Source organism: Adlercreutzia caecimuris B7 (assembly GCF_000403355.2).
GTDB classification, from domain to species: Bacteria; Actinomycetota; Coriobacteriia; order Coriobacteriales; family Eggerthellaceae; genus Adlercreutzia; species Adlercreutzia caecimuris.
The window spans coordinates 2,218,539-2,240,346 of the sequence record NZ_KE159646.1; the positions used below are offsets into that span (position 1 = coordinate 2,218,539).

The following is a 21,808-nucleotide window of genomic DNA, read 5'->3' on the forward strand; positions in this document are numbered from 1 at the left end:
CCTCGGCAGAAGCATGGGCGCACACCAACGTGTCGATCACCCTCGTGGAGGGACGAAGCAAAGTTTCCACTTACCCAATGGTGGAAACTGTGGAAAACTCCACCTTTTCCCAGAACGAGGCGGGGGATGCGCGGTTTTCAACCTCAGTGGAAAACATCCTTCCTTGCCCACAGCAGCTAAAGAGCCGTTTAGAACCTTCTAAACCCACTTATAAAACCACCTGTGATCAGGTAAAATATATTCTCTTCATATTCAGGGATCGAAGTCTCATACCAATGTTCGCTCTTTACCCACACACTCTCTAAACGAGAGGAACTTCCTGTCAGATTCAACCAGAAAAGACAAGTTATCCCCTTTTGTCAAGAATTTTCTTCAAAGTTTTTCACCATGATGTCCTTTGCTCTCCCTCTGAGAATCCCCTTTTATTCAATGTTTTCCACTTTCGTTGAATTTTTTGTTCATAACTATGAATCTTGGTGAAAAACGCAGGTGAGTTATTGAAGAGTTTTCAACAAATACTGAACTAATGGTGGATTATTCACCACTGGCCATGAAAACAGCTGATAAGTTGCGTGCATTGCCTTGAAACACGGTACAATGGCGGTGAATTTCTTCCGAAAAACATTGAATACGAAACGGACACCACGGAACGAGATTGAACACCATGGAAACAAAGCCCCCTTCGCAGAGCCCCAACGCCCCCTTCGACTATTCGTTCGTCGATACGGTGGGAAACATCGCTATCTACGACGACCTGCTCAGCGGCCCGCGGGTCGTCAAAGTGCAACCGGCGGACACGGCAACTTACATCGAGTCTCTCGCCAGCGGAATTTACGAGTACGCCCGCGAGGCTGGGGGGTCTATCCCTTATACGGTCATCCGCGAGGTGTCGGAGAACTTCATTCACGCTCAATTTAAGGAAGTGCTCGTCACAATCCGAGATCATGGTAACACCATCAGTTTCGCCGACCATGGGCCTGGCATCCCCTCGAAGGAGAAAGCCCAGATGCCCGGATTCTCCTCCGCAGTTGAGCCGATGCGAAACTACATTCGCGGAGTAGGATCGGGGCTCCCCATCGTGCGGGAGTATCTCGAATCCTCTCACGGAACCATTACTATTGAGGACAATCTGGGGACGGGGGCCGTCGTCACGATCAGCCTCGCCCGAGGAGCCGACGAGGAGCTCGAGGAGCCCTTCGACAAGAGCGGCCTCGGCCGGCAAGATCCGTTCCAAGCTCCAATCCAGGCTCCGATGACCCCCTACGGTGCGCCGCAGGCCGGTGTGCCCATTCCGGAAGCCAGCGGCAGCGTGTTCCCCGCGCAAACAGTGGCGCCGGCCTATCCCTATAGCGCGCCGGTCACTTGCCCGCCGACATCTCCCTACCCCGCAGCGGGCAATCCCTATGGCACGGCAGCGGCGCAGCCTTACCCCCAGGCCACCTACCCCCCGACCGCTGGACAACCCTACGGTGCGGCACCCTACCCCGCACCCTACCCCCCTTACGGCAGCGCGCCGGCTTACGGCCAGGCGCCCCCAATGCCCGCACCGGCGCTGAACGAGAAGGAGCGACTGTATTTGAAGATGCTCGCCTCTGAAGGGCCGCTCGGACCCACCGAGATGGCGAAGCTCACTGACGGCAAGCCAAATACCGTATTCTACGCCTTCGAACGGCTCGAGCAAGCGGGGCTGATTCAAAAGATGGGCAAGCAGCGATCGCTGACGCCCTACGGCCAGCAGGTAGCCCAGAACCTGTAGCAACGGCCCGAGCGTTTGTTTTTGCTAGAATAAACTGCACGCGTCTTGCCAAGCAGGCAGACAGCAACGGTAAAGGGAACAAGTATGGACAGCGAGAAACTCAATGAACAGTGGAGGGCCATCAGCGCCCAAGTGAGCTCTTATGCCGACATGGACGCCTCCCAGGTGAGCGCCTTTTTCTCGCGTCTCGAACCCCAGGCTATGAGTGACTCCTTCCTCATGTTGACCGCCGACAACGATTTCATCAAGTCGTGGGTCGAACAGCATTACGTCGAGCCCATCCAACGAGCGCTGCGCGACTTGACGGGCGTTCAGTTCGTCGTGGCCGTAGCAGTGGACCCGACCCAAGAAGCCCGAAAAGCCGCATCGGCAACCGTAACCGCGCCCGCCGCCGGCAACGCGGCTACGGCACCGGCGGCAGGTGCGGTTACGACACCGGTAGTGCCCCCCGCCCCGCCCGCAACGGGCGCGGCCGCAACACCGGCAGTGCCCCCCGCGCCGGCGCCGGGCCAGGCAGGGGCGCTTGGGCGGGCAACACCCCTCCCACCCTCTTCCCCTATGGGCACCGCTCCGCTGTCGACAGCCCCCCAACCTTATATGCCCCCCTACGATGAAGCGGCCGTGATCGACCATTACTCTCCTCAACCAGCGCCAGAAGCCGCAACAGGGGGCGCCTCAAGACCCAGCTGCTCCACTTCCTCGTTGACCTTCGGCAACTTCGTCATTGGGGATTCAAACCGCATGGCCTACTCCATGGCCGTCGAGGTAGCCGAATCCCCTGGCCGCAGCCCGCTGAACCCCCTGTTCATCTATGGAAAGAGCGGATTGGGCAAAACTCATCTCATGCGGGCGATTCAAAACTACATTGAGGAAACACGGCCGGGCATGCGCACGGTGTACGCCGACTCGGCCGACTTTCTCTCCAAGCATGTCGAGGCGGCGCGGGCTCACGACCGAGAGAAATCGAGTTACAAGGATTTCAAGACCTACTACGAGGAAGCGGACGTACTGCTGATCGACGACGTACAGTACCTGCAGGGGAAAACCCAGACCCTCGATATCGTCTTCCAGCTGTTCAACACCCTCACCGCCCAGGGGAAGCAGGTTGTCCTCTCGGCGGATCGCATGCCGAAGAACATCGGCATCGACGAGCGCTACTATTCGCGTTTCTCCGCTGGCGGAGTGATTGACATCCAGCCACCCGAGATCGAAACGAAGCTCGGAATTGTCAAATCGTTCGCCGACGAGTACAGCCGGAGCGAGGGGTTGGGCAACTTCACCCTGGCCAGCGATATCCAGATGTACATCGCCGAGAATTCGAGCTCCAACATCCGCGAGTTGAAAAGCGCCGTCACCAAGGTCATCTACCAGATGATGCTGTTCAACCGTGCAGACATGACCGTCGAGGAAGTGCGCACGCTCCTGGAGAATCACTTTTCGGGGGGACCGTCGCGGAACCTCTCCATTGAGGACATCCAGCGTGCTGTTGAATCGTTCTTCAAGGTGAGCCGAAGTGACCTCGTGGGCCCGAAGCGTTCCCGATCGGTCGTGTACCCACGTCAGATCGCTATCTACCTATGCCGGCAGCTCCTCGATCTGCCCTATAACGATATCGGAAAGAAGTTCAACCGAGACCACTCCACCGCCATGCACTCGGTAGCCAGCGTCGAGGAGATGCTGAAGGACAACCGAGGCGTGCAGGAGGAGATTGAGGCACTCCAGAAGATCATTAGCGAATACAGTGAGTAAGCGGTGCGTAGAAGGCGAATTCACACTGGAAAGGGTGGGCATAACTCCGGTTTTATCCACGACGGGAAAGAGGGCGACGGGCCGGATTTCCCAAAATAGTGGATTGCAGGTACAGGAAACGAACGGGTTTGGCACATACTGTTTCCTTGATCGACCTGCGAGAACAACAAGTTCTCAGCCAATCCACCATGCTTATTACCACCACTATCCTTTTAAGAAAGAAAAGGAGCAAAAGCTATCCCTCTCGATGTGAGTGTTCGGGTAAGGTGGAAGACGTTACATCGACACGTTCGCCGACGGGGTTTAATAGCCTTTACGATTTCACCGAGAGTTCCCCGTTGACAGGGTTTGTCTGTGGTATATAATTTGAAAGCTATTCTTTGAACCATGAAAGGGAAAGAAAACAATGAAACGCACCTATCAACCGAACAAACGCAAGCGCGCCAAGTGCCACGGCTTCCGTGCCCGCATGTCCACCAAGGGCGGCCGCGCTGTTCTCGCTTCCCGTCGTGCTAAGGGGCGTAAGCGTCTCACCGTCTAAGGAAGAAATCAGGCGTGGAAACTATCACCTCCAGCACTGAAATCTCCCAGCTCTTTTCCTCTGGTAAGCGGATCAAGACACCGTATGTGACGTTTATCGTAGGAGAGCGGGCCTCGGACACACAACGAGGTGCAGACGAGCAACACGACCAGTGCGGTCGTGTTGCTTTTATTGCAGGAAAGAAGTTGGGCAATGCAGTGTGGCGCAATAGTGCTAAACGGCGTATGCGTGCCCTCTGCGGCGAGATGGGGGGTCCCTGGCCGGGAAAAGACGTTATTTTTCTCGCGCGGGGAGCAGTGTGCAGGGCGTCTTATCAGGATGTTTCACGAAGCTGCGAGCAGGTGCAGCGCCGATTGGAATCCTGTAGGGAGGACCGTGCCCATGAAGAAGGTCGTTGAGGTTGCAAAGAAGGTTCCGACCTTATTCGCCGTAGGCCTCATCATGTTCTACCGTATGGCTATATCCCCCCTGCTTCCGCCTGCCTGCCGGTTTGTTCCTACCTGCTCGGAATACGGCCTGATCGCTTTTAAGCGCTATGGTTTCCGCAAAGGGTTTGTGCTGACGGTGAAACGGATACTAAAATGCCGCCCCGGCGGCCCCTGCGGATACGATCCCGTGCCGTAGGTCGTCGGATTAAGAAGGGTTGAAACACTATGTGGGATATCTTCAAGGACTGGATCTTCGATGTCATTCAGTTCTTCTACAATTTCTGCCATGACTGGGGCCTCGCGATTATCATCGTGACGATCATCTTCCGCATCATTGTGGCCCCCCTGATGCATAAGCAGGCGAAGTCCAATTACGCTATGCAGAAGGTTCAGCCGAAAATCCAGGCTCTAAAGGATCGCTTTCCCGATGACCCCACGCGCCAGTCTCAGGAGATGCAGAAGATCTACGCCGAGATGAAGTTCAACCCTCTTGCTGGTTGCTTGCCCATGTTGCTGCAGATGCCGATCTTCATCGCTTTGTTTCAGGTGCTTCGCGAGATGGGCGATCGTGTGGGGGAAACGAGCTATTCGTTCTACAACCTTGTCCCCAACTTGGTTCAGACGCCATCTGGAGCCTTTGCGGAAGGGTTCGGGACCTTCATCCCCTATCTGATCCTCATGGTGATTTTCGCTGGTGCAACGTTTTTGCCCATGGTTCTCCAGCAGCTTAAGACAGAGAACACCCAGCAGAAGAATCAGACGCTCATGATGGGCGGCATTATGTCCATCATGATGCTCTGGATCTCCTGGGGTTCCCCCGCTGGCGTGCTCTTGTTCTGGGGCGCCTCCTCGGTTATCGGCATTGGCCAGAACCAGTTGACGCTTGCTCGTTGTCGTGCACAGGACAAGAAGCGCGAGGAGGAGGAAGCGCTGGTGGTAAAACCCATTGAGGTCAACGTGGAGCGCAAGGAGAAGAAAAAGCGCCCTAAGAAGAAGCGCTAAACCCTATTGTTTGAGAGCATGTTTCACGTGAAACATGCTCTTTTGTTTGCCCGCAGATCCAAGGCTTCGCTGCGGAGTCGTTCGAAGAGGAAAGGAGCTCCTTATGGTCGAAGAATTCAATGAGGATACGGAGATTACCGAGGAGGCTGTAGTCGAGGAGTCTTCCGAACAGGAGGAAGCAGCTGGTTCCGATGGAGACGAATTGGTTGTCACCGATGAGATGCTCGACAACATTGCCGATACGGCTATCGCAGCGCTTCAGGATATCCTCCGTTACTTCAATGTCGGCGAAGTGACTATCGACGAGTACGAGGGCGACGAGGGAGAGCTTATCCTCGATATTAGCGGCGATGACATGGCTGTTCTTATTGGCCGTCACGGGAAGACACTCGATGCGCTGCAGTTTATCGTGTCTATGATCACTGTGCGAACCATCGGGTTCCGTTATCCGGTTGTTGTTGACGTTGAAGGTTACAAGAACCGGCAGCGTCAGAAATTGGAGTCGATCGCTCACTCCTCAGCCAACCGCGCAGCAAGTCAGCATCGCAAGGTTGGGCTTCGTCCGATGACTCCCTATGAGCGCCGCATTATCCACATAGCTCTGCGTGACGACGACCGTGTTGAGACGGTCTCTGAAGGTGAGGGGTCTGCTCGGCACGTGGTTGTGGTTCCCTGCTAACCTCGTCTTCTTTCAGCGAGTTTTCAAGGGAGCGCCCCGTTGGACGCTCCCTTTCTTTTAGAATTGATGTTCTTGATACTCGAGAGGAGGAGCTTGCTATGGATTTTGCTCGCGCCGAGAATACTTCTCGCCGTTACCTTGATCTTATTCTAGAGGCAAACAAGAGGACGAATCTCACGCGTATAACCTCTCGTGAGGAAGCTGAAATCCTTCACCTGGAAGACTCCTGGGTGGGTCTACCTGAGATCAACCGAGCCCCTGCCGGCCGTTATGGCGACTTAGGGTCCGGTGGAGGTTTTCCCGGGGTGCCTATAGCCTTGGCAACAGGACGCGAGACTGTTCTTGTGGACTCCGTTAAAAAGAAGATGGCTATTGTGGACTCAGCTTTGGATGAACTTGGAATTGGCGAGCAAGTATCTACGTACCGTGGGCGCATTGAGGAGTTGGCGCTATCTCAGCCACAGTCGTTCTCCGTTCTGACTGCCCGCGCTCTCGCCCGACTTGGTGCTCTTCTCGAATTGGCTTCCCCATTGCTCGTGAAAGGGGGAGTTCTCGTCTGCTATAAAGCACAATTATCCGAGGAGGAACTCAAAGAGGCCCGATGTGTCGAGAGTATGCTCGGCATGCGCTTGATATCGATACGAGAGGTGATGTTGAGTGACGGGGAGACCAAGCGCACTATTGTTGCTTTTGAAAAAGTGGGTAAGTCGCTCGTCAAGCTACCACGTCGGATTGGAGCGGCGCAGAGAAATCCCCTCAAGCCGCAGAAGTAGTGTTTCACATGAAACATTACTTCTCCCTATAGACGATAAGAGGGCTTCTCCCGTCAATGGCGATGCTATACTGTCAGGCATTAAAGGAAGGAGGTTCCTGTGGGATTCTTTGATGGTCTAAAACGAGAATCGAAACAAAATCAGGCTATCGACGCCGCGCGCGCTTCCCAGGAGCAAGATGCTGTCCCTCCTCTAGAAGAGGAGACTTCTTATCTCGAGAGGGATATTGAAGAGGTTGAGGTTCAGATCCGCGAACGGGAAGGCTCCTCTTATGAGGCGATACCGATGCAGCCTCTTAAGTCGTACAAGGACAAGGCTCCTGTTCGCCATGTGATTGGCAATACGAAGATTGTTGCCATTATCAATCAAAAGGGCGGAGTTGGTAAATCAACGACGGCTATTAACTTGGCGGCAGCCCTCGGTGAGATGGGAAAGCAGGTTCTCCTTGTCGACCTTGACCCGCAGGGCAACTGCTCAAGCGGTCTGGGTATCGAGAAGAGCTTGATTCAACAGTGCATATATGATGTGTTGCTGAATGACGTCCCCATTGAGGACGTCATCATTCCCGATATTACCGAGGGAGTGGATATCGCTCCTGCCACCATCAATCTTGCCGGTGCGGAAGTAGAGCTTGTAGCCGAGATGGCCCGAGAGAATCGATTGAAGGATGCTGTCGGGAGTATGCGCGGCCGTTATGATTTTGTCTTGGTTGATTGCCCTCCTTCATTGGGTTTGCTTACGGTAAATGCATTGGTCGCAGCGGATAAGCTGCTCATTCCTATCCAGTGCGAGTTCTACGCTCTTGAAGGTGTGACAAAACTTCTTGAATCAATGAAACGTGTCAAATCTCGGCTTAATCCGACGCTCGATATCTATGGTATCTTGCTGACTATGTATGACAGCCGGACAACGTTGTCTAAGCAGGTTGTCGATGAAGTGCGTGAATACTTCGGGCGCTTGGTGTTTTCAACCCCCATCCCGCGCACGGTTAAACTGTCTGAGGCTCCGAGTTTTGGTCAGCCGATCACTCAATACGATCCGAAGGGGCGTGGCGCCCTCTCTTATATCGAGCTTGCGAAGGAAGTGATTTCACGTGGCTAAGCCTGAGCGTCGTGGCGGTCTCGGCCGTGGATTGGGGTCGTTGCTTCCCGGTACCTATGATTCACCTGCGCCGGCGGCTCCGGCTCCGGAGCGTCAGCGAGTAACGATTGAGGTCGAGGAGGAGGCTGCTCGTGAGGCTCCTGTGTCGACTCGTCCAGCTGCAATTGCCATCGAGGAGGAGTTGAGCGGGGTTGTTCTCTCGGAGCCAATTCCCCGTGAGGTAGTGTCTTTGACTGATGTATCGGACGCGGTCGATGACTCTGATAGGAGTACTGACGAGGTTCCGATTGAAAAGATCGCTCCCAACCCCGATCAGCCGCGCACGCAGTTCAAGAAAGAGGAGATCGAAGAGCTCTCGAACTCTATCGAGAAAGATGGTCTTTTGCAGCCGATACTCGTTCGCAGAATGGACGACGGGACGTATCAGATCATCGCTGGTGAACGCCGCTGGCAGGCTTCTAAAGCTGCCGGTCTCGAGAAGGTTCCTGTTCGCATCAAAGATGTCGATGACAATCAGGCTCTTGAGCTTGCCCTGATCGAGAATATTCAGCGAAGCGATCTCAATCCCATTGAGGAGGCTTACGGTTATCGTCGACTGATGGAACGGCGCTCCATGACGCAGGCTGAGGTGGCTCAAGCAGTCTCTAAGGGTCGATCCACTGTGGCAAATGCGCTACGTTTGCTTGATCTTCCCGAAGAAGCACAGCAGCTTTTGTATGAGGAAAAGATCACAGCGGGTCACGCTCGCGCTATTCTTTCGGTACCCACTGCAGAGGGTAAGGCGAAGCTTACGGAGAAAATTATCGAAGGGTCGCTCACGGTACGCGAAGCAGAAAATCTCGCTCGGCTCCTTTCCGGTAAGAGAGATGCTTCGTCATCAACTGCGCGCCCCTCTCTTCCTCCGGTGTACAAGACGGTGGCGAGAACGCTCCGAGAAACACTTAAGACCAATGTTCGCGTGAAGTCTGCTAAAGGGAAAAACAAGATCGAGATTGAGTTTAAGGATGAAGAGGATCTCCAGCGGCTCATCCATGAGATTCTTGGAAGCGAAAACGATTAAAGAGAAGTTTTCGCCATGTAAAGAAGGAGGCTGTTTCACGTGAAACAGCCTCCTTCTTGTTTTCCCATGGGTTAATGGTCAAGAAATTTGTTTTACATAACCTGGATATTGTGAGATGTTTCACGTGAAACAAGCTTGTTCTTCAACTGCCCGCAAGCCCCTGCGATATCGCTTCCCCGAGACTTCCTCATGCTTACCTCGATGGAATGGCGTTCCAGCTCATTGGTCCAGTGCCCGATAGTTTGCATGCTAGAGGGTTGATAGGGAGCCCCCTCAACGGCGTTCATGGGAAGAAGGTTTACATGGCAGAGAAGGCCCGAGCAGAAGCGGATAAGAGCCTGAAGATCCGCTTCGGAGTCATTTACCTTCTGTATGAGAAGGTATTCGAGGCTCACGCGCCGACGGGTTTTCTCAATATAAGATTCCAGGGCTTTCTTCAGAAGCGGGAGCGGTTGTTGGGAAACGCGCGGCATAAGCTGATCCCTTGTTTCCTGGACGGCTGAGTGCAGAGAGACAGCAAGGGTGAACTGCTCGTGCTCGAGGGAGAGCCGATGGATTCCATCAATAAGGCCGCAGGTGGAAATGGTGATATGTCGCGCTCCAATATTGAGGTTGTCAGAGGCATTCATGAGCTTGAGGGCGTCAATCACTTCCTCGTAATTGAGAAAAGGCTCTCCTTGGCCCATGACCACGACGTTACTCACTCTCGCGTCGAAGTCTTTCTGAACCAGCGACACCTGTTGGATGATCTCGGAGGCAGATAGGTTGCGGCCAAGTCCCTCTTTTCCGGTTGCGCAGAAAGAGCAAGCCATAGGGCAGCCCACCTGTGATGACACACAGACGGTGAGACGGCTCAAGAGGCCGCTCTCCTTGAAAACGGGCATCCCCACTGTTTCGACGAGAAGACCGTCCTCTAAGCGCAAAACATATTTTCGCGTCCCGTCAGCTGAAATCTGCCGGTCGAAAACAGATAGGCCCTGCGAGGGAAAGGCTTGAGCGAGCTTGTCTCGCACAGCCCGCGGAACGTTCGTCATGGCATCAACGGAGGGACAGTGATGCTTGTGGATCCATTCGTAGACCTGCTTCGCTCGAAACCGGGGGAATCCCCAGGTTTCCATAAGCGTGGTTAGCTCATCGACGGAGAGTTTTATAAGTTGGTTGTTCATGGGCCCATTATAGACAATCGACCCTCTGATATACTCTATCTCAGATATTCTTCGTCTTGAAAGGTGCACGCATGGCTCAAACTGTAGATCCTTCGTCGATCCGTGTGGCGCTGCTGGCTGGCGGAACAAGCGGCGAGCGCGAGATTTCCCTCGCTTCGGGTGAGGGTGCCGGTGAGGCACTCCGGGCGGCCGGCTTTATTGTTGAGGCTTTCGACCCCGCTTCGAGGGAAGACTTGAAGAAACTTATCGATGGAAACTTCGACGTTGCGTTTCTCTGTCTTCACGGCAAGGGGGGAGAGGACGGGTGCCTCCAAGGTTTCCTAGAGACGATCGGGCTTCCCTACACAGGGCCGGGGGTGTGGGCGAGCGCGACGGCGATGAACAAAGCCAAGTCTAAGCTGTTTTATCTTCAGGCAGGTATTCCCACAGCTCCTTTCACATACCTTGAGCGCGGAGCGGCGTACGATGCGGCGAGCATTGCTGAGAAAATGAATGGGCAATGTGTGGTGAAGCCGGCAACTGAGGGAAGCGCTCTTGGCATCTATATCGTCGAGGGCGCGGCGGAGATTGCCAGCGCCATAGAAGCCGTGCACGAGATTGATGACCTCGTTGTCGTCGAGAGATTTATTGAGGGCACGGAGATTACCGTTGCTGTGCTCGGAAACGAGGATCCGCATGCCCTCCCCATCATCGAAATCGTGCCTCGTGGTGAATTCTATGACTTCGATTCAAAGTATGCTCCCGGGGGATCACAGCATATTTGCCCTGCTCGTCTTGATGAGAAGACAACGGCCTATGTGCAGGATCTGGCCGAGAGGGCACACAAAGCCCTTGAGTGCACTGGCGTTTCGCGTTCGGACTTTATCTTGGACGCTGAAGGGACGCCGTGGATTCTCGAGACCAATACGATTCCCGGCATGACCGCCACCTCTCTGCTTCCCGATGCCGGCCGCGCGGCGGGTATCGAGTTCCCTGAGTTGTGTACCAGGCTGATTGAAAGCGCCCTTGCTGGTCGCTAATCCTTGGGGAAAGAGAAGGCCCGAGGTTCTCCTCGGGCCTTCTTGCCTGTGTCGCTCGCCTGTTAGAAGACGCCGCATGCCTTCAGGCCGAATACGATAAGAGCGACAAGGCCGAGCATGAGGGCCCAGCTGAGAAAATAACAGCCCTTGTTCCCTTTGCGGCCCTGCTCCACAAGTCCATCCGTGAAGGAACGCTTCCGCTTGAGAATGGCCATGCCCTTCCTCTTCTCAGGCATCGGCTCGCGATTGCTGGGAAGCCACTGCCCCCGGCTTTCGATGATCTGATCGACTGCACGCCCCTCGAAGTCTACTTGGGGGCGGATTCCCTTTCCCATAAGGTTCGCAATACCTTGCACGAAGGGCTCGAACACTGCCTTTTCCCGGGGGGTGTAGCCGAGCACCGCAGCCTGACCCCAGTATTCGCCCGGTTCAGGCTGTTCGGAAAATGCCACAAATGAGAGAATTGCCACCAATGTCATATCCTGGGCCTTTTTCAGGCTCAGCTCGCGGGAAAAGCCGGGGTCGAAGTGTCCGACGCGCGCTCCAAAGCGGTTGACCATCCAGGCCTTGTGCTCGCCTTCCTCGAGTACGCAGTCGATGGTGTATTCGTCGCCTACCAGGTTGTCAGAGCCGAGAAGTGCCGCCGCTTCTTGGCGAGATGCCGTTCGAAATGTTTGATATGTACCAAAATAGCGTTCCATAGCGTTCTTTCTGATCGGGCTGATACAATACCGTGAGTTGTTGAGCACACCATAACCGACGCCCGCGTCTCTTGGAACACTCGTATGGACGAGGTTCCTTTTTTTCGGCACCAAGGGCGAGCCGCGAAGATAGGCACCATCATGATTCGAGATACCACCCCGCTCGAAAGCCAGCTGAAAGACTTCATTACCGACGGAACCCCCGAGGACGTTGTTGCCTTGTACGAAAGTCTCCCGCGTCTTGCCCGCGAAGGAGAATTCGGCGTATTCGACGAAAACGTCGTGGTGCTCGATACCGAAACGACCGGGTTTTCACTCAATCACGACGAGCTAACCCAGATTGCCGCTGCTCGTGTGGAAAGAGGGGAAATCGTCGAGTGGTTCACGACGTTTGTTAACCCCGGTAAGCCTATCCCGGAAGAAGTGGCCCATCTTACAAACATCCACGACAGTGACGTGGCACACGCCCCCAGCCCCTCCGAGGCTCTCGCGCAACTGGCGGCCTTCGTGGGTGATGCTATTGTTGTGGCTCACAACGCCGAGTTCGACCGCAATTTCACGACTAAGCATCCGGCGGGGTACCCTCTGTTGGAGAACACTTGGGTCGATTCCCTCGATTTGTCTCGCATCGCGTTGCCGCGTATGAAATCCCATCGACTCATCGACTTGGTGAAGGCGTTCGGGCAGGTGCGCTCCACCCATCGTGCCGACGAGGATGTGGCTGCTACCTGCGCGTTGCTGCGTATTCTGCTGGCTGCGGTAGACGTTATGCCCCCTCAGCTGCTTCGCGAAATTGCCGCGATGGCTACGCCCGAGCAGTGGCCCACGGTTGTCGTTTTCCAGTATTTCGCCCAGATCCACACCCCTGAGGGTGAAAAGCCCCTCCCCTTTTCCCTGCGCTCTCTTCGACGCGAGCGGGTTGCCCGGCTCGATTTGCGTCCTCTGAGCGATGCCTCAGAGGTCCCTCAACCGCTCGTCTTCCCCACAAGCGATACGGTTTCCCAAGCATTCGCTCCCGACGGGGCGGTGGGGTCTATGTATCCCGACTACGAGCAGCGAGAAGAGCAGGTCGCCATGGCCGAAGCCGTTCGCAGCGCCTTCGCCCGCTCGCAGAACCTCATGGTGGAGGCCGGTACGGGGGTGGGGAAGTCGATGGCCTATCTGCTTCCCTCAGTTATTACCGCACGGGACAACAAGATCAACATCGGTGTGGCTACCAAGACCAACGCTCTGCTCGATCAGCTGATGTATCACGAGTTGCCGGCCTTGGAGCAAGCTCTCGGCTCGTCGTTTACCTATGCAGCGCTCAAAGGTTTCTCCCATTATCCGTGCTTGCACAAGATTGAGCGTGCGGTTGTGGAAGGTCCTCGGATGCGCACGATCGGCAAGGACGAGAAGCATCAGGCCCCCGCTCTTGCCGGCCTTTTGTCCTTTATCAACCAGACGGCTTACGATGATATGGACAACTTGAAGATTGACTTCCGGCTGCTCCCTCGTTGGGCTATTACGACGACCAGCCATGACTGCCTGCGTCGAAAATGTCCCTTCTTCGGCACGTCCTGTTTCGTGCACGGTGCCCGCCGTCGGGCTGAGGCGTCGAATATCGTAGTGACCAACCATAGCCTGTTGTTTTGCGATCTTGCGGCCGACGGAGGGCTGTTGCCCCCTATTCGCTATTGGATCGTGGATGAGGCCCATGGGGCCGAGCAGGAGGCGCGTCGTGCGTTCTCGTTGGAGCTCTCGGAGGAGAATATACTCTCCCTGGCTCGACGGGTTTCATCTGAGGAGTCGCGGAGGAACGTTTTTATTCGAGCTGAACGGAGCGTCGTTGTGACGGGGAGCGAATCCTCGACAACGCTCTTCTACGGTTTGACGGCTAAAGCGCGTAACGCCGGCGCGAGGTTCGCCGATTCCGCGCGGACATTCTGCGCGAGTCTTCCCAATCTGCTTTACTTTGAGGGCAATCGGCGCTCGAAGGGGTATGAGAACATCGATTTGTGGCTTAACGACGACGTGCGTGCCTCCTCGGTGTTCCAAGGGGTTGCCAGCGCTGCCCGCGAAATGGCCGCCGATGCAGAAAAGCTCGTTACCGCATGTCAGGAGCTTGTCGGCTATCTGGACGATATCGAAGGGGTTGCCGTTGTTCAGCGCGAGATCGCCGCTATCGCCATGGAGCTCAAGGAGATTCTCCAGGCGGTGGAGATTATCTGCGTGCAATGCCCCGAGCAGTATGTTTACGCGGCGAACCTGAACCGCAAGAATGACAAGTCCCAAAACAAGCTGGAAGCGCTTCTGCTCAACGTCGGCCAGGAGCTTGATTGGAGCTGGTTCGCGAACACTAATTCGGTGGTGTTTGCTTCCGCCACGCTGACCGTTGACGGGAAGTTCACGAGCTTCGCCCAGGCCATGGGCTTGAACACCAGCGAGCATTCCCAGGCCGACGAGCTTCTGCTTGCATCGAGCTACGATTTCGACAATCAGATGACCATCTACGTTGTCAGCGATATGCCCGAACCGAACGACCCGGCATATCTGCCCGCCCTGCAGCAGCTTCTCATAGGAGCCCATCGCGCCCAGCAGGGTTCTATGCTCACGTTGTTCACCAACCGTCGCGAAATGGAAAAGTGCTTCGAGGAGGTGCAGCCAGCCCTTAAAGAGGACGATCTGCGCCTGGTATGTCAGAAGTGGGGCGTTTCGGTAAAGGGGTTGCGCGATGATTTCATCGCCGATGAGCATCTGTCGCTTTTCGCCCTCAAGAGTTTCTGGGAGGGCTTTGATGCGCCGGGGGCCACGCTGAAGGGGGTAGTCATCCCGAAGCTGCCCTTCGCAAAACCGACTGACCCCCTGTCCTGCGAGCGCGCTGCCCGTGACGATGCGGCCTGGCGCCGTTACGTACTGCCCGCAGCGGTATTGGAGACCAAGCAGGCTGCAGGCCGCTTGATACGCAAAGCAAACGATAGGGGCATTCTCATTTTGGCTGACAAACGCCTGGTGACCAAGGGGTACGGAAAGACGTTTCTGCGCTCGATGCCGAGCCAGAACATTCGCTTCTGCTCGGCTGCCGAGATCATTGCGGATATCGAGCGGGCGAATCGGTAGGGCGTGCGGTTACTTATGGCGCGGAAGAAAACCCAACACGCCCTTCATATCAAGAGTCACACTCACGGCTCTTCGAATGAGATATCGTTCAGCGTGCTGGATGCCGCTCGGGAGGCGCGCGATGCGGAGAGTCGCGACCGTCGTCGGAGCACGGCGGGGACGGGTGGAATCTCCCTTTTTACGCTCGGATCTTCTCGGAAGCCTCGTTCGACTCCGACCAAGGGGCAGCACATCGTTCTTCCAGAAGGTGGCGCGTCCGCACAGCGGCGGGAAAAATCTTCGACCGCGGCGTTCTCCCCGCAGATAGAGCGCAAGATTCCTGGGGCTATTACCGCAGTGGTCATCGTTTGTGTGGTAATCGCCCTCGCTCTTACGGTGAGCCAGACCTTGCTGCAGGTAAATGTTCGGCAGACATCGTTTCGCGATCAGCTGATGTCCCAGATCAACGTGGTGAACACATGCGATCAGACCTTGATCCCCTTCGATAAACTCGTCATGGCGCAATACGATAAGGACCGCTTTTCCTCGACTGCCGCCGCTCCTCCCCCCTCGTTCGAAGAGCTTACGGAGTCCTATCGGGCGGTTGTGGGGGATATTGCTCCCTCTCGCACGCAGTTGGAGGATGCCATCGCGGCTTTGGAGGCGCTCGTGCCGTCGCTGTCGGACAACAAGGACAAGGAAGCCGCCCATCAGGCCATCACGGCGGCGCGGGCTCGTTTGAACATGCTCGAATCCGGTGTAGGCATCATCGATGAGTCGTTGATGGCGACCGAGGCCTTTGCTCAGACCCAAAAGGGGTGGAAGAAGCTGATCGACGCTGACGCCGCCGCTCGTGAGGCAACGAGCTTGCTGAGGGATATGAGCAAGGAGAACGTAAAAGCCTCGCTGGCCCGATCCTCTGAGGCGGTAACCCTCCTCTCCGAAGCTCATTCGCTGTTTTCCCAGGCTCATGAGGGGTATCCTTCCCTCGATCTGCAGGATCTCATCGACTACGCTGCCAAACGCGAGGAGGCGCAGAATACTGCGATTATGGCCGACCAGGCATACCTCGATCGTGACAAGGAGATGCTTGAGCAGCGCAACGCTGAGTACAACCGACTCGAGGAAGAAGCGGCAGCTTTGGCGGAGAAAATGGGCGACGATCCGGCTCAGAAGGTCGTCGACCTCTATAACGCCTCAATCGCCGAAAATGTGCAAAGCTACGATGCCGAGCGGGTGAAAGCTGGAAATGCTGATACGTTTCTCCGTGATTACTTGGGAAGCGTAAATGAATAGCGTATACTAGTAATAATTGTGTCAACTACAACCTCTGAGAACGAGGAAAGGCATCGGACATGGCCGACCTAAACGAACATGTTGCATATCTCTCCCAGGAGATCGGTCCGCGCCCGGCGGGTACCGAAGAGGAGCAGCGTGCAGCTCTGTATATTAGCGAGCAGTTCTCCAACGAAATGGGTCTGCTTACTACTATGGAAGATTTCCAATGCAACCCCGACAGCGGCCTGCCCCGTGCGCTGCTCTCGGGGGTTTCTGTTGCCGTAACTGTCCTGGCTGTGTTCCTCTCAGTGGCGGTTGTGCCAGCTATCGTCCTCGATATCCTCTGCATCCTGCTTATCGCTGCCGAAATTTTCGAGAAACCGATCCTCTCGCGCTTTCTCAATAGGGGAGTGAGCCAGAATGTTGTGGCGAAGTACGTCCCCCTCCGCTCCACGAATCGCTCTTCCCGCCGCCGCAAGGTAGTTATTGTGGCGAATTACGATAGCGGCAAAGTGCGTCGCGACCTATCCGACGGGGTGGTGTCTGCGTTGCCGGCGATCTATTGGATGGAATTCGCCGCTATGGCGATTATGCCCGTTGTGCTTCTCATTCGCTTCTTCATGGCTCCCGAGGGAACCGCGTTGGTGGCATTCGACGTGCTCCTCGGCGTTCTCTCCCTCCTCGCCGTTCTCCCGGTGGTGTCGTTCGTGCTTGAGAAGCTCGCCGACTACAACGAGGGTGCCAACTGCAACGCTTCGGGTGTAGCCGTCATGATTGAGGTAGCCGCTCGGGTGATGGCTTCCCGCGATCTGCCTGATATGGAGGAGCCTTCTATCCACGGTGAGGAAGCCGCCGTTTCGGCGGGGTTGGCACCGGAAGGGGCCGATCTGGTGTATAACGCCCCCTCGAACACTGATGAACTAGGCTCCTCGATGGAATCGGCAGCTCAGCGCCTCGCTGCTGCGAAGGCCGCTGTGGCCGCTCTCTCGGGCAAGCCGGTTGAGGAAACGCAGGTTGATGCTGCGGCGGCGTCTCCGGTGGAGGCTCCCGCGACGATCCAGGAGGATGCGTCTTTCGAGGAGACGGCGGAGCCTGTGGTCGACATCGCTGCGACTGTTGCCGAGCCGGTTGTTGCCCCCTCCATGGTTCCGACGTCCGCGCCGGAGCCCTCGGTGCCCGATTGGTTCAAGAAAGGCCAGGAGCAGGCAAAGAAGCCGAAAGTTGAAAAGCCTGCCCAGCGCTCGCGCTACGCTGCGGCCTTGGAACACGCCGAAGAGGAAATACACGCCCGCGCGACGGCGAGAAAAAGCGCTCCCGACGAGCTGAGCGAGCGTATGCGCGGGATGAGGGCCTCGGTCCAGGCTGCTTCAGCCGCTGCCGGCGCTACGCCGACAGGCGTCATTCCCGTAACCGTTGCCGAGCAGGTTCTCACCGAGGCGCCGGAGCCCGTTCCCTCCATCGGCGAGGCTGCTCCTCCCGTACCCACCTCGGAGTCCGTGGCCGCTCCTGCGGATGAGTCCGCGTCTGCCCTTATAGTCGATTCCGCGGCCACGCCCGTTGCTCCGCCCTCCGCGCCGGCCCCTGCGCCCGCCCACGCGGCACCTCGTGCAATTGCGGGCGATCCCGAAATTGCTTCGATTGGAGGAGTGCCCGACCCCGCCGCACCCGCGACTTCCGCTCCTTCCTCCGCGCCGCTTCAGTCTGCTCCGCCGGCTTCGCTGCCTCACGACGATGATCCCAACATCAGCGTTCGCGAGAGCCGCCGCCCCTTGACCGGCTCAATGTCCGCCGTGCCCGAGGTCCTTCCCGATCTTTCTGGAGTGCCCACTCCCGCTAATGCTGCATCCGAGGCTCCCGCCTCGCGCCGTCTGGTCATTCCCGCTGTTCAGGGGAGCCCTGCGGGCGAAGAGTCGGTCCCCGCTCCTTCGGGCCGCAAGCGCCGCGCCATTTCTCTTCCTCAGATCGGGGTATCCCAAGAGTTGCCGCGCATTTCGATGGACGAGCGACAGCAGGCGGCCCCCCTTGCCGAGGAGCGTCCCGCTAGCGACGGCCGCGTTCATGATTTGAGCGCCATTGTCCCGTCGGTGGCCCAGCAGGCCGCCGATCCCGCTGCGACCATCGCGACGCCTCAGATGGAGTCCGCCTTGCGCGGGTCAATGCCCTCGCTCGCCCAGACTCCCGCTGACCCCTCTCTGTCGGGGAGCATCAGCCTTGCGGGGTCTTTCTCCTCCATGGGAGCGACGGGCGCCGCAGCTCCTATTGGGGACGAGCTGCTGGAGAACGCCGCAGCCGATGACTTGTACGTGGAAGATATCGATGACACCGCTTATCGCGAGCAGGTAACGGAGACGGGGGCTATGGCCGGCCCAGGTTATGTGGAAATGCCCAAGAGCCGATTCGGTCGCCTGTTCGGACGCAAGCGCCGCAAGGAGCAGGTGCAGGAATCCACGCCCCAAGAGTGGCTCAACGTGGAAGATGATTTTGAGGCTCAGCAGGTCGGCGCCTCCCGTGGCGGCTGGGAAAGCTTCCGCCAGGAAGATGCCCCGAATGACCAAACGGTCGCCTTCACGCCTGATTACTTCGAGGAAGCCTTCTCCGAGGAGCAGGAGTTCGGCTACGAGCAGCCCCGCGGCCGCCGCCGCTACGAGGGCGGTGCCTTCTCCCTGGGGGAAGAGCCTGGCGATGATGTATTCGAGGAGGAGGCTCCTTCCGAACCCGTGAGCCCCTTCGCCGAGGGTCTTCCCGCTGATTTCGTCTTCGAGACCGAGGGCGCCCAGGATCAGATTGAGCAGTTCCACAGCCAGCGCGTCGATATCGAGGTGTGGTTTGTGGCGCTTGGAGCCGAGTTGGCCGGCAATGGGGGCATGCGCGCTTTCATGTACGCCCATGCCGCCGAGCTCAAGGGCTCCATTATCGTCGATTTGGAGGCCCTGGGCGATGGCGCCCTCTCCCTTATCGAGAAGGAAGGCACGTATTTGCCGAAAAAGGCATCGAGTCGTATGAAGCGCCTGGCTAAAAAAGCCGGACAGGCCGTGGGGCTGGCTGTGCCGTCGGAGACGATGGAATGGCGCAACAGTACCGCAGCCTATGCCCTGAAACACGGGCAGCAGGCGATGCATCTCGCTGGTATGAACGGCAAGAAGCCAGCCTTCTTTGCTCAAGCCGATGATGTGATTGAGAATCTCGATCCCGACAAGCTTGCCCTTAACAGCGATTTCGTGATGGAACTGCTCAAGCACATCTAGGATGCATTCCCGCGGAGCAGAGGCGTTTCATGGTAGAATCACTTCTCATCCGCCCCCGTAGCTCAGCGGATAGAGCGTCGGTTTCCTAAACCGTGCGTCGGAGGTTCGAGTCCTCTCGGGGGCGCCAGGTATACCAGAGGCAAGGGAGCCCCCTTGCCTCTTTTGCTGATAGGAAACGAGGGGCATCTTCTCTCGAATGTGGTTCGGGGGAGGTTTTCTGACGGTTCGCGGACGGCTCTACAGCGACAAGACGGTGGTTCGGGGGCGGCTTCAAGGGGGACTACCTGGGTACTGTTTGACGGTTTTGCGATGCTAGAGTCTTCCTGCGACCGAAGCAATGTGTGATTACCGTGGTGGACTGAGACAGCAGAAGGCTTCGCAGGAGGCGCTCTGATACACTATTCAGGCTATTCCTGCTCCGGTGTTGCCTTCACCAGCCCGGAGTCGTAGAGTCCAAAGGAGGTGAGCTGATGAAGGCTTATGAACTGCTGTTTATTGTTGCCCCCACGATCGATGACGAGACGCGCGCTGGCGTGATGAAGCGCATCGAGACCACGCTGGCCGAGGCCAACGGTGTTGTGGACAATGTCGACAACTGGGGCAAGCGCAAACTCGCTTATGAGATCAACGGTCTGTCTGATGGCGACTACACTCTCATCGATTTCCATGCTGATCCGCAGAGCATCGCCGAGCTCGACCGCGTGCTGCGCATCAATGATGCCGTGGTGCGTCATATGGTCGTCGCCCGCACCGATCGCGACTAGTTTGGAAATGGGCTCTCAAGGAGAGGCCCCCTGTGAGAAGAGGTAGAAATGAGCATCAACCGTGTGATCATCAGCGGCAATCTGACCCGCGACCCCGAGCTGCGCAACACTCAGTCCGGCATGGCTGTGCTGAGCTTCGGCGTGGCGGTGAACGACCGCCGCAAGAATCCGACCACCGGCGAGTGGGAGGATTATCCGAACTTTGTGGACTGCACTATGTTCGGTGCCCGAGCCAACAGCTTGTCCCAGTACTTGTCCAAGGGCACGAAGGTGTCCATTGAGGGCAAACTGCGGTGGAGCCAGTGGGAGCGCGATGGCCAGAAGCGAAGCAAGCTGGAGGTCATCGTTGATGAGATTGAATTCATGTCGAGCCGCAACAGCAACGGCGGGGGTTCGTCCTACGGCGGCGACACCTATGGGAATCAGGGCTACAGCACCCCGGCTCCGGCTTACAGTGCGCCCGCAGCTGCTGCTCCCGCGGCCCCGGTGATTGATGCCTCTTCTTCTGTGTACGATGATGACATTCCGTTTTAAGCGAAACGAAAGAGGTTAACATGGCCGATTACGCTAAGCAGCCTCGTCGTAAGTATTGCCAATTCTGCAAGGACGACGTGGAGTATGTCGACTACAAAGACACTCAAATGCTGCGCAAGTATGTTACCGATCGTGGCAAGATCAAGCCCCGTCGCGTGACTGGTGCCTGCACCCAGCACCAGCGCGACATCGCGGAGGCCGTCAAGCGCGCCCGCGTTATGGCTCTCATGCCCTATGCTGTGCCCGCCGTGAGCGGTCGTGGCGATCGCCGCAATCGCTAGGCGAAGGAGGAAACTATGAAGGTAATTCTCCTGAAGGAGCTCCATGGCAAGGGCGGCGAGGGCGACGTCATCGATGTCACCCGTGGATTCGCCAATAACTTCCTGCTCACCCAGGGTTATGCCGTGAAGGCCACCCCTGGCAACCTGAAGCAGCTGGAGGAGCGCAAGAAGAACATCGCCAAGCGCGAAGAGACCCGCATTGCCGATGCCAACGCCATGGCGGCCAAGCTCAACGACGCCACTGTGCGCGTTATTGCCCAGGTGGGCGAGGAGGGCGTGCTCTTCGGTTCTGTCACCGCCCCCATGGTGGCCGACGCTATCGCCGAGCAGCTCGATATCGAGATCGACAAGCGCCGCGTCGAGCTGGGCAAGCCGATCAAGATGGTGGGCACCTACGAGGTTCCCGTGGGCCTCTACCGCGACATCAAGGGCAATGTGACCGTGATCGTGGGCGGCGACGGTATGGACGAGGAGTCTGCTGAGGCCGTCGAGGCCTTCGACGAGGCCCTCGAGGTTGCCGAGACCCCCGCTGACGAGACCGTCGAGGTCGATGGCCAGATCGCTGCGGACGGTACGGTCGAGGCCGAGGTGACTGAGATCGAGGAATAGATCTCGCCCCGAGACCTTTCAATGGCCCTCGCTTGCGAGGGCCA

20 protein-coding genes and 1 tRNA gene are annotated in these 21,808 nt (G+C 57.0%); 19 read left to right on the forward strand and 2 right to left on the reverse strand.

Annotated elements, in window-relative coordinates; genetic code table 11:
• Positions 1-664: 664 nt before the first annotated feature.
• From C811_RS12935 to C811_RS12965, 10 genes are all read left to right on the forward strand, one after another.
• Entirely contained in the window at positions 665-1,756 is a 1,092-nt protein-coding gene (locus C811_RS12935; RefSeq protein WP_016310111.1) for an ATP-binding protein, read from the forward strand.
• An 84-nt stretch (positions 1,757-1,840) separates the two neighbouring features.
• The gene (gene dnaA, locus C811_RS12940) at positions 1,841-3,505 is read left to right on the forward strand and encodes a chromosomal replication initiator protein DnaA (RefSeq protein WP_016310112.1); all 1,665 of its coding nucleotides are present in this window, start codon (positions 1,841-1,843) and stop codon (positions 3,503-3,505) included.
• Between the two features lie 406 nt (positions 3,506-3,911).
• On the forward strand, positions 3,912-4,046 hold the full coding sequence (rpmH, locus tag C811_RS16330) for a 50S ribosomal protein L34 (RefSeq protein WP_016310113.1): 135 nt from the start codon (positions 3,912-3,914) through the stop codon (positions 4,044-4,046).
• 14 nt (positions 4,047-4,060) lie between these two features.
• The gene (rnpA, locus tag C811_RS16335; RefSeq protein WP_084811523.1) at positions 4,061-4,444 is read left to right on the forward strand and encodes a ribonuclease P protein component; all 384 of its coding nucleotides are present in this window, start codon (positions 4,061-4,063) and stop codon (positions 4,442-4,444) included.
• Positions 4,428-4,670 carry a membrane protein insertion efficiency factor YidD gene (gene yidD, locus C811_RS0103950; RefSeq protein ID WP_016310114.1) on the forward strand — a complete coding sequence of 81 codons (243 nt, stop codon included), beginning with the start codon at positions 4,428-4,430 and terminating at the stop codon, positions 4,668-4,670. The genes rnpA and yidD overlap by 17 nt, the downstream gene beginning before the upstream one ends.
• 29 nt (positions 4,671-4,699) lie before the next feature.
• A complete protein-coding gene (locus C811_RS12945; RefSeq protein WP_016310115.1) occupies positions 4,700-5,476 on the forward strand; it encodes a YidC/Oxa1 family membrane protein insertase in 777 nt (258 codons plus the stop codon).
• 133 nt (positions 5,477-5,609) lie between these two features.
• Positions 5,610-6,155: a Jag family protein gene (locus tag C811_RS12950; RefSeq protein WP_031325376.1), complete on the forward strand. Its 546-nt coding sequence runs from the start codon at positions 5,610-5,612 to the stop codon at positions 6,153-6,155.
• Between the two features lie 98 nt (positions 6,156-6,253).
• Positions 6,254-6,928 carry a 16S rRNA (guanine(527)-N(7))-methyltransferase RsmG gene (gene rsmG, locus C811_RS12955; RefSeq protein WP_016310117.1) on the forward strand — a complete coding sequence of 225 codons (675 nt, stop codon included), beginning with the start codon at positions 6,254-6,256 and terminating at the stop codon, positions 6,926-6,928.
• Positions 6,929-7,174: 246 nt separating this feature from the next.
• Complete coding sequence (locus tag C811_RS12960) at positions 7,175-8,029, forward strand: ParA family protein (protein ID WP_337248305.1); 855 nt, start codon at positions 7,175-7,177, stop codon at positions 8,027-8,029.
• Entirely contained in the window at positions 8,022-9,089 is a 1,068-nt protein-coding gene (locus C811_RS12965) for a ParB/RepB/Spo0J family partition protein (RefSeq protein ID WP_022926625.1), read from the forward strand. The genes C811_RS12960 and C811_RS12965 overlap by 8 nt, the downstream gene beginning before the upstream one ends.
• A gap of 92 nt (positions 9,090-9,181) precedes the next feature.
• On the opposite strand, the gene rlmN is transcribed toward C811_RS12965, so the two are convergent.
• On the reverse strand, positions 9,182-10,255 hold the full coding sequence (gene rlmN / locus C811_RS12970) for a dual-specificity RNA methyltransferase RlmN (RefSeq protein ID WP_016310120.1): 1,074 nt from the start codon (positions 10,253-10,255) through the stop codon (positions 9,182-9,184).
• A gap of 71 nt (positions 10,256-10,326) precedes the next feature.
• On the opposite strand from rlmN, the gene C811_RS12975 reads away from it, so the two are divergent.
• Positions 10,327-11,274 carry a D-alanine--D-alanine ligase family protein gene (locus tag C811_RS12975; RefSeq protein WP_016310121.1) on the forward strand — a complete coding sequence of 316 codons (948 nt, stop codon included), beginning with the start codon at positions 10,327-10,329 and terminating at the stop codon, positions 11,272-11,274.
• Positions 11,275-11,336: 62 nt separating this feature from the next.
• On the opposite strand, the gene C811_RS0103955 is transcribed toward C811_RS12975, so the two are convergent.
• Entirely contained in the window at positions 11,337-11,975 is a 639-nt protein-coding gene (locus tag C811_RS0103955) for a hypothetical protein (RefSeq protein WP_022926626.1), read from the reverse strand.
• 141 nt (positions 11,976-12,116) lie between these two features.
• On the opposite strand from C811_RS0103955, the gene C811_RS12980 reads away from it, so the two are divergent.
• The 8 genes from C811_RS12980 (at position 12,117) to rplI (ending at position 21,764) form a co-directional block, all read left to right on the forward strand.
• Positions 12,117-15,074 (forward strand): helicase C-terminal domain-containing protein, encoded by a 2,958-nt coding sequence (locus tag C811_RS12980; protein WP_016310123.1) that lies wholly within the window; start codon positions 12,117-12,119, stop codon positions 15,072-15,074.
• 93 nt (positions 15,075-15,167) lie between these two features.
• Positions 15,168-16,349: a hypothetical protein gene (locus tag C811_RS0103960; protein WP_022926628.1), complete on the forward strand. Its 1,182-nt coding sequence runs from the start codon at positions 15,168-15,170 to the stop codon at positions 16,347-16,349.
• A 59-nt stretch (positions 16,350-16,408) separates the two neighbouring features.
• Positions 16,409-19,576: a hypothetical protein gene (locus C811_RS12985; RefSeq protein WP_016310125.1), complete on the forward strand. Its 3,168-nt coding sequence runs from the start codon at positions 16,409-16,411 to the stop codon at positions 19,574-19,576.
• 51 nt (positions 19,577-19,627) lie between these two features.
• Positions 19,628-19,703: transfer RNA gene (locus tag C811_RS12990), tRNA-Arg, on the forward strand.
• 343 nt (positions 19,704-20,046) lie between these two features.
• On the forward strand, positions 20,047-20,340 hold the full coding sequence (gene rpsF / locus C811_RS12995) for a 30S ribosomal protein S6 (protein WP_016310126.1): 294 nt from the start codon (positions 20,047-20,049) through the stop codon (positions 20,338-20,340).
• 48 nt (positions 20,341-20,388) lie between these two features.
• Positions 20,389-20,874: a single-stranded DNA-binding protein gene (locus C811_RS13000; RefSeq protein WP_016310127.1), complete on the forward strand. Its 486-nt coding sequence runs from the start codon at positions 20,389-20,391 to the stop codon at positions 20,872-20,874.
• 20 nt (positions 20,875-20,894) lie between these two features.
• Positions 20,895-21,155, forward strand: coding sequence for a 30S ribosomal protein S18 (rpsR, locus tag C811_RS13005; protein ID WP_016310128.1), 261 nt, complete (start codon positions 20,895-20,897; stop codon positions 21,153-21,155).
• A 15-nt stretch (positions 21,156-21,170) separates the two neighbouring features.
• A complete protein-coding gene (gene rplI / locus C811_RS13010) occupies positions 21,171-21,764 on the forward strand; it encodes a 50S ribosomal protein L9 (protein ID WP_016310129.1) in 594 nt (197 codons plus the stop codon).
• Positions 21,765-21,808 lie beyond the last annotated feature (44 nt).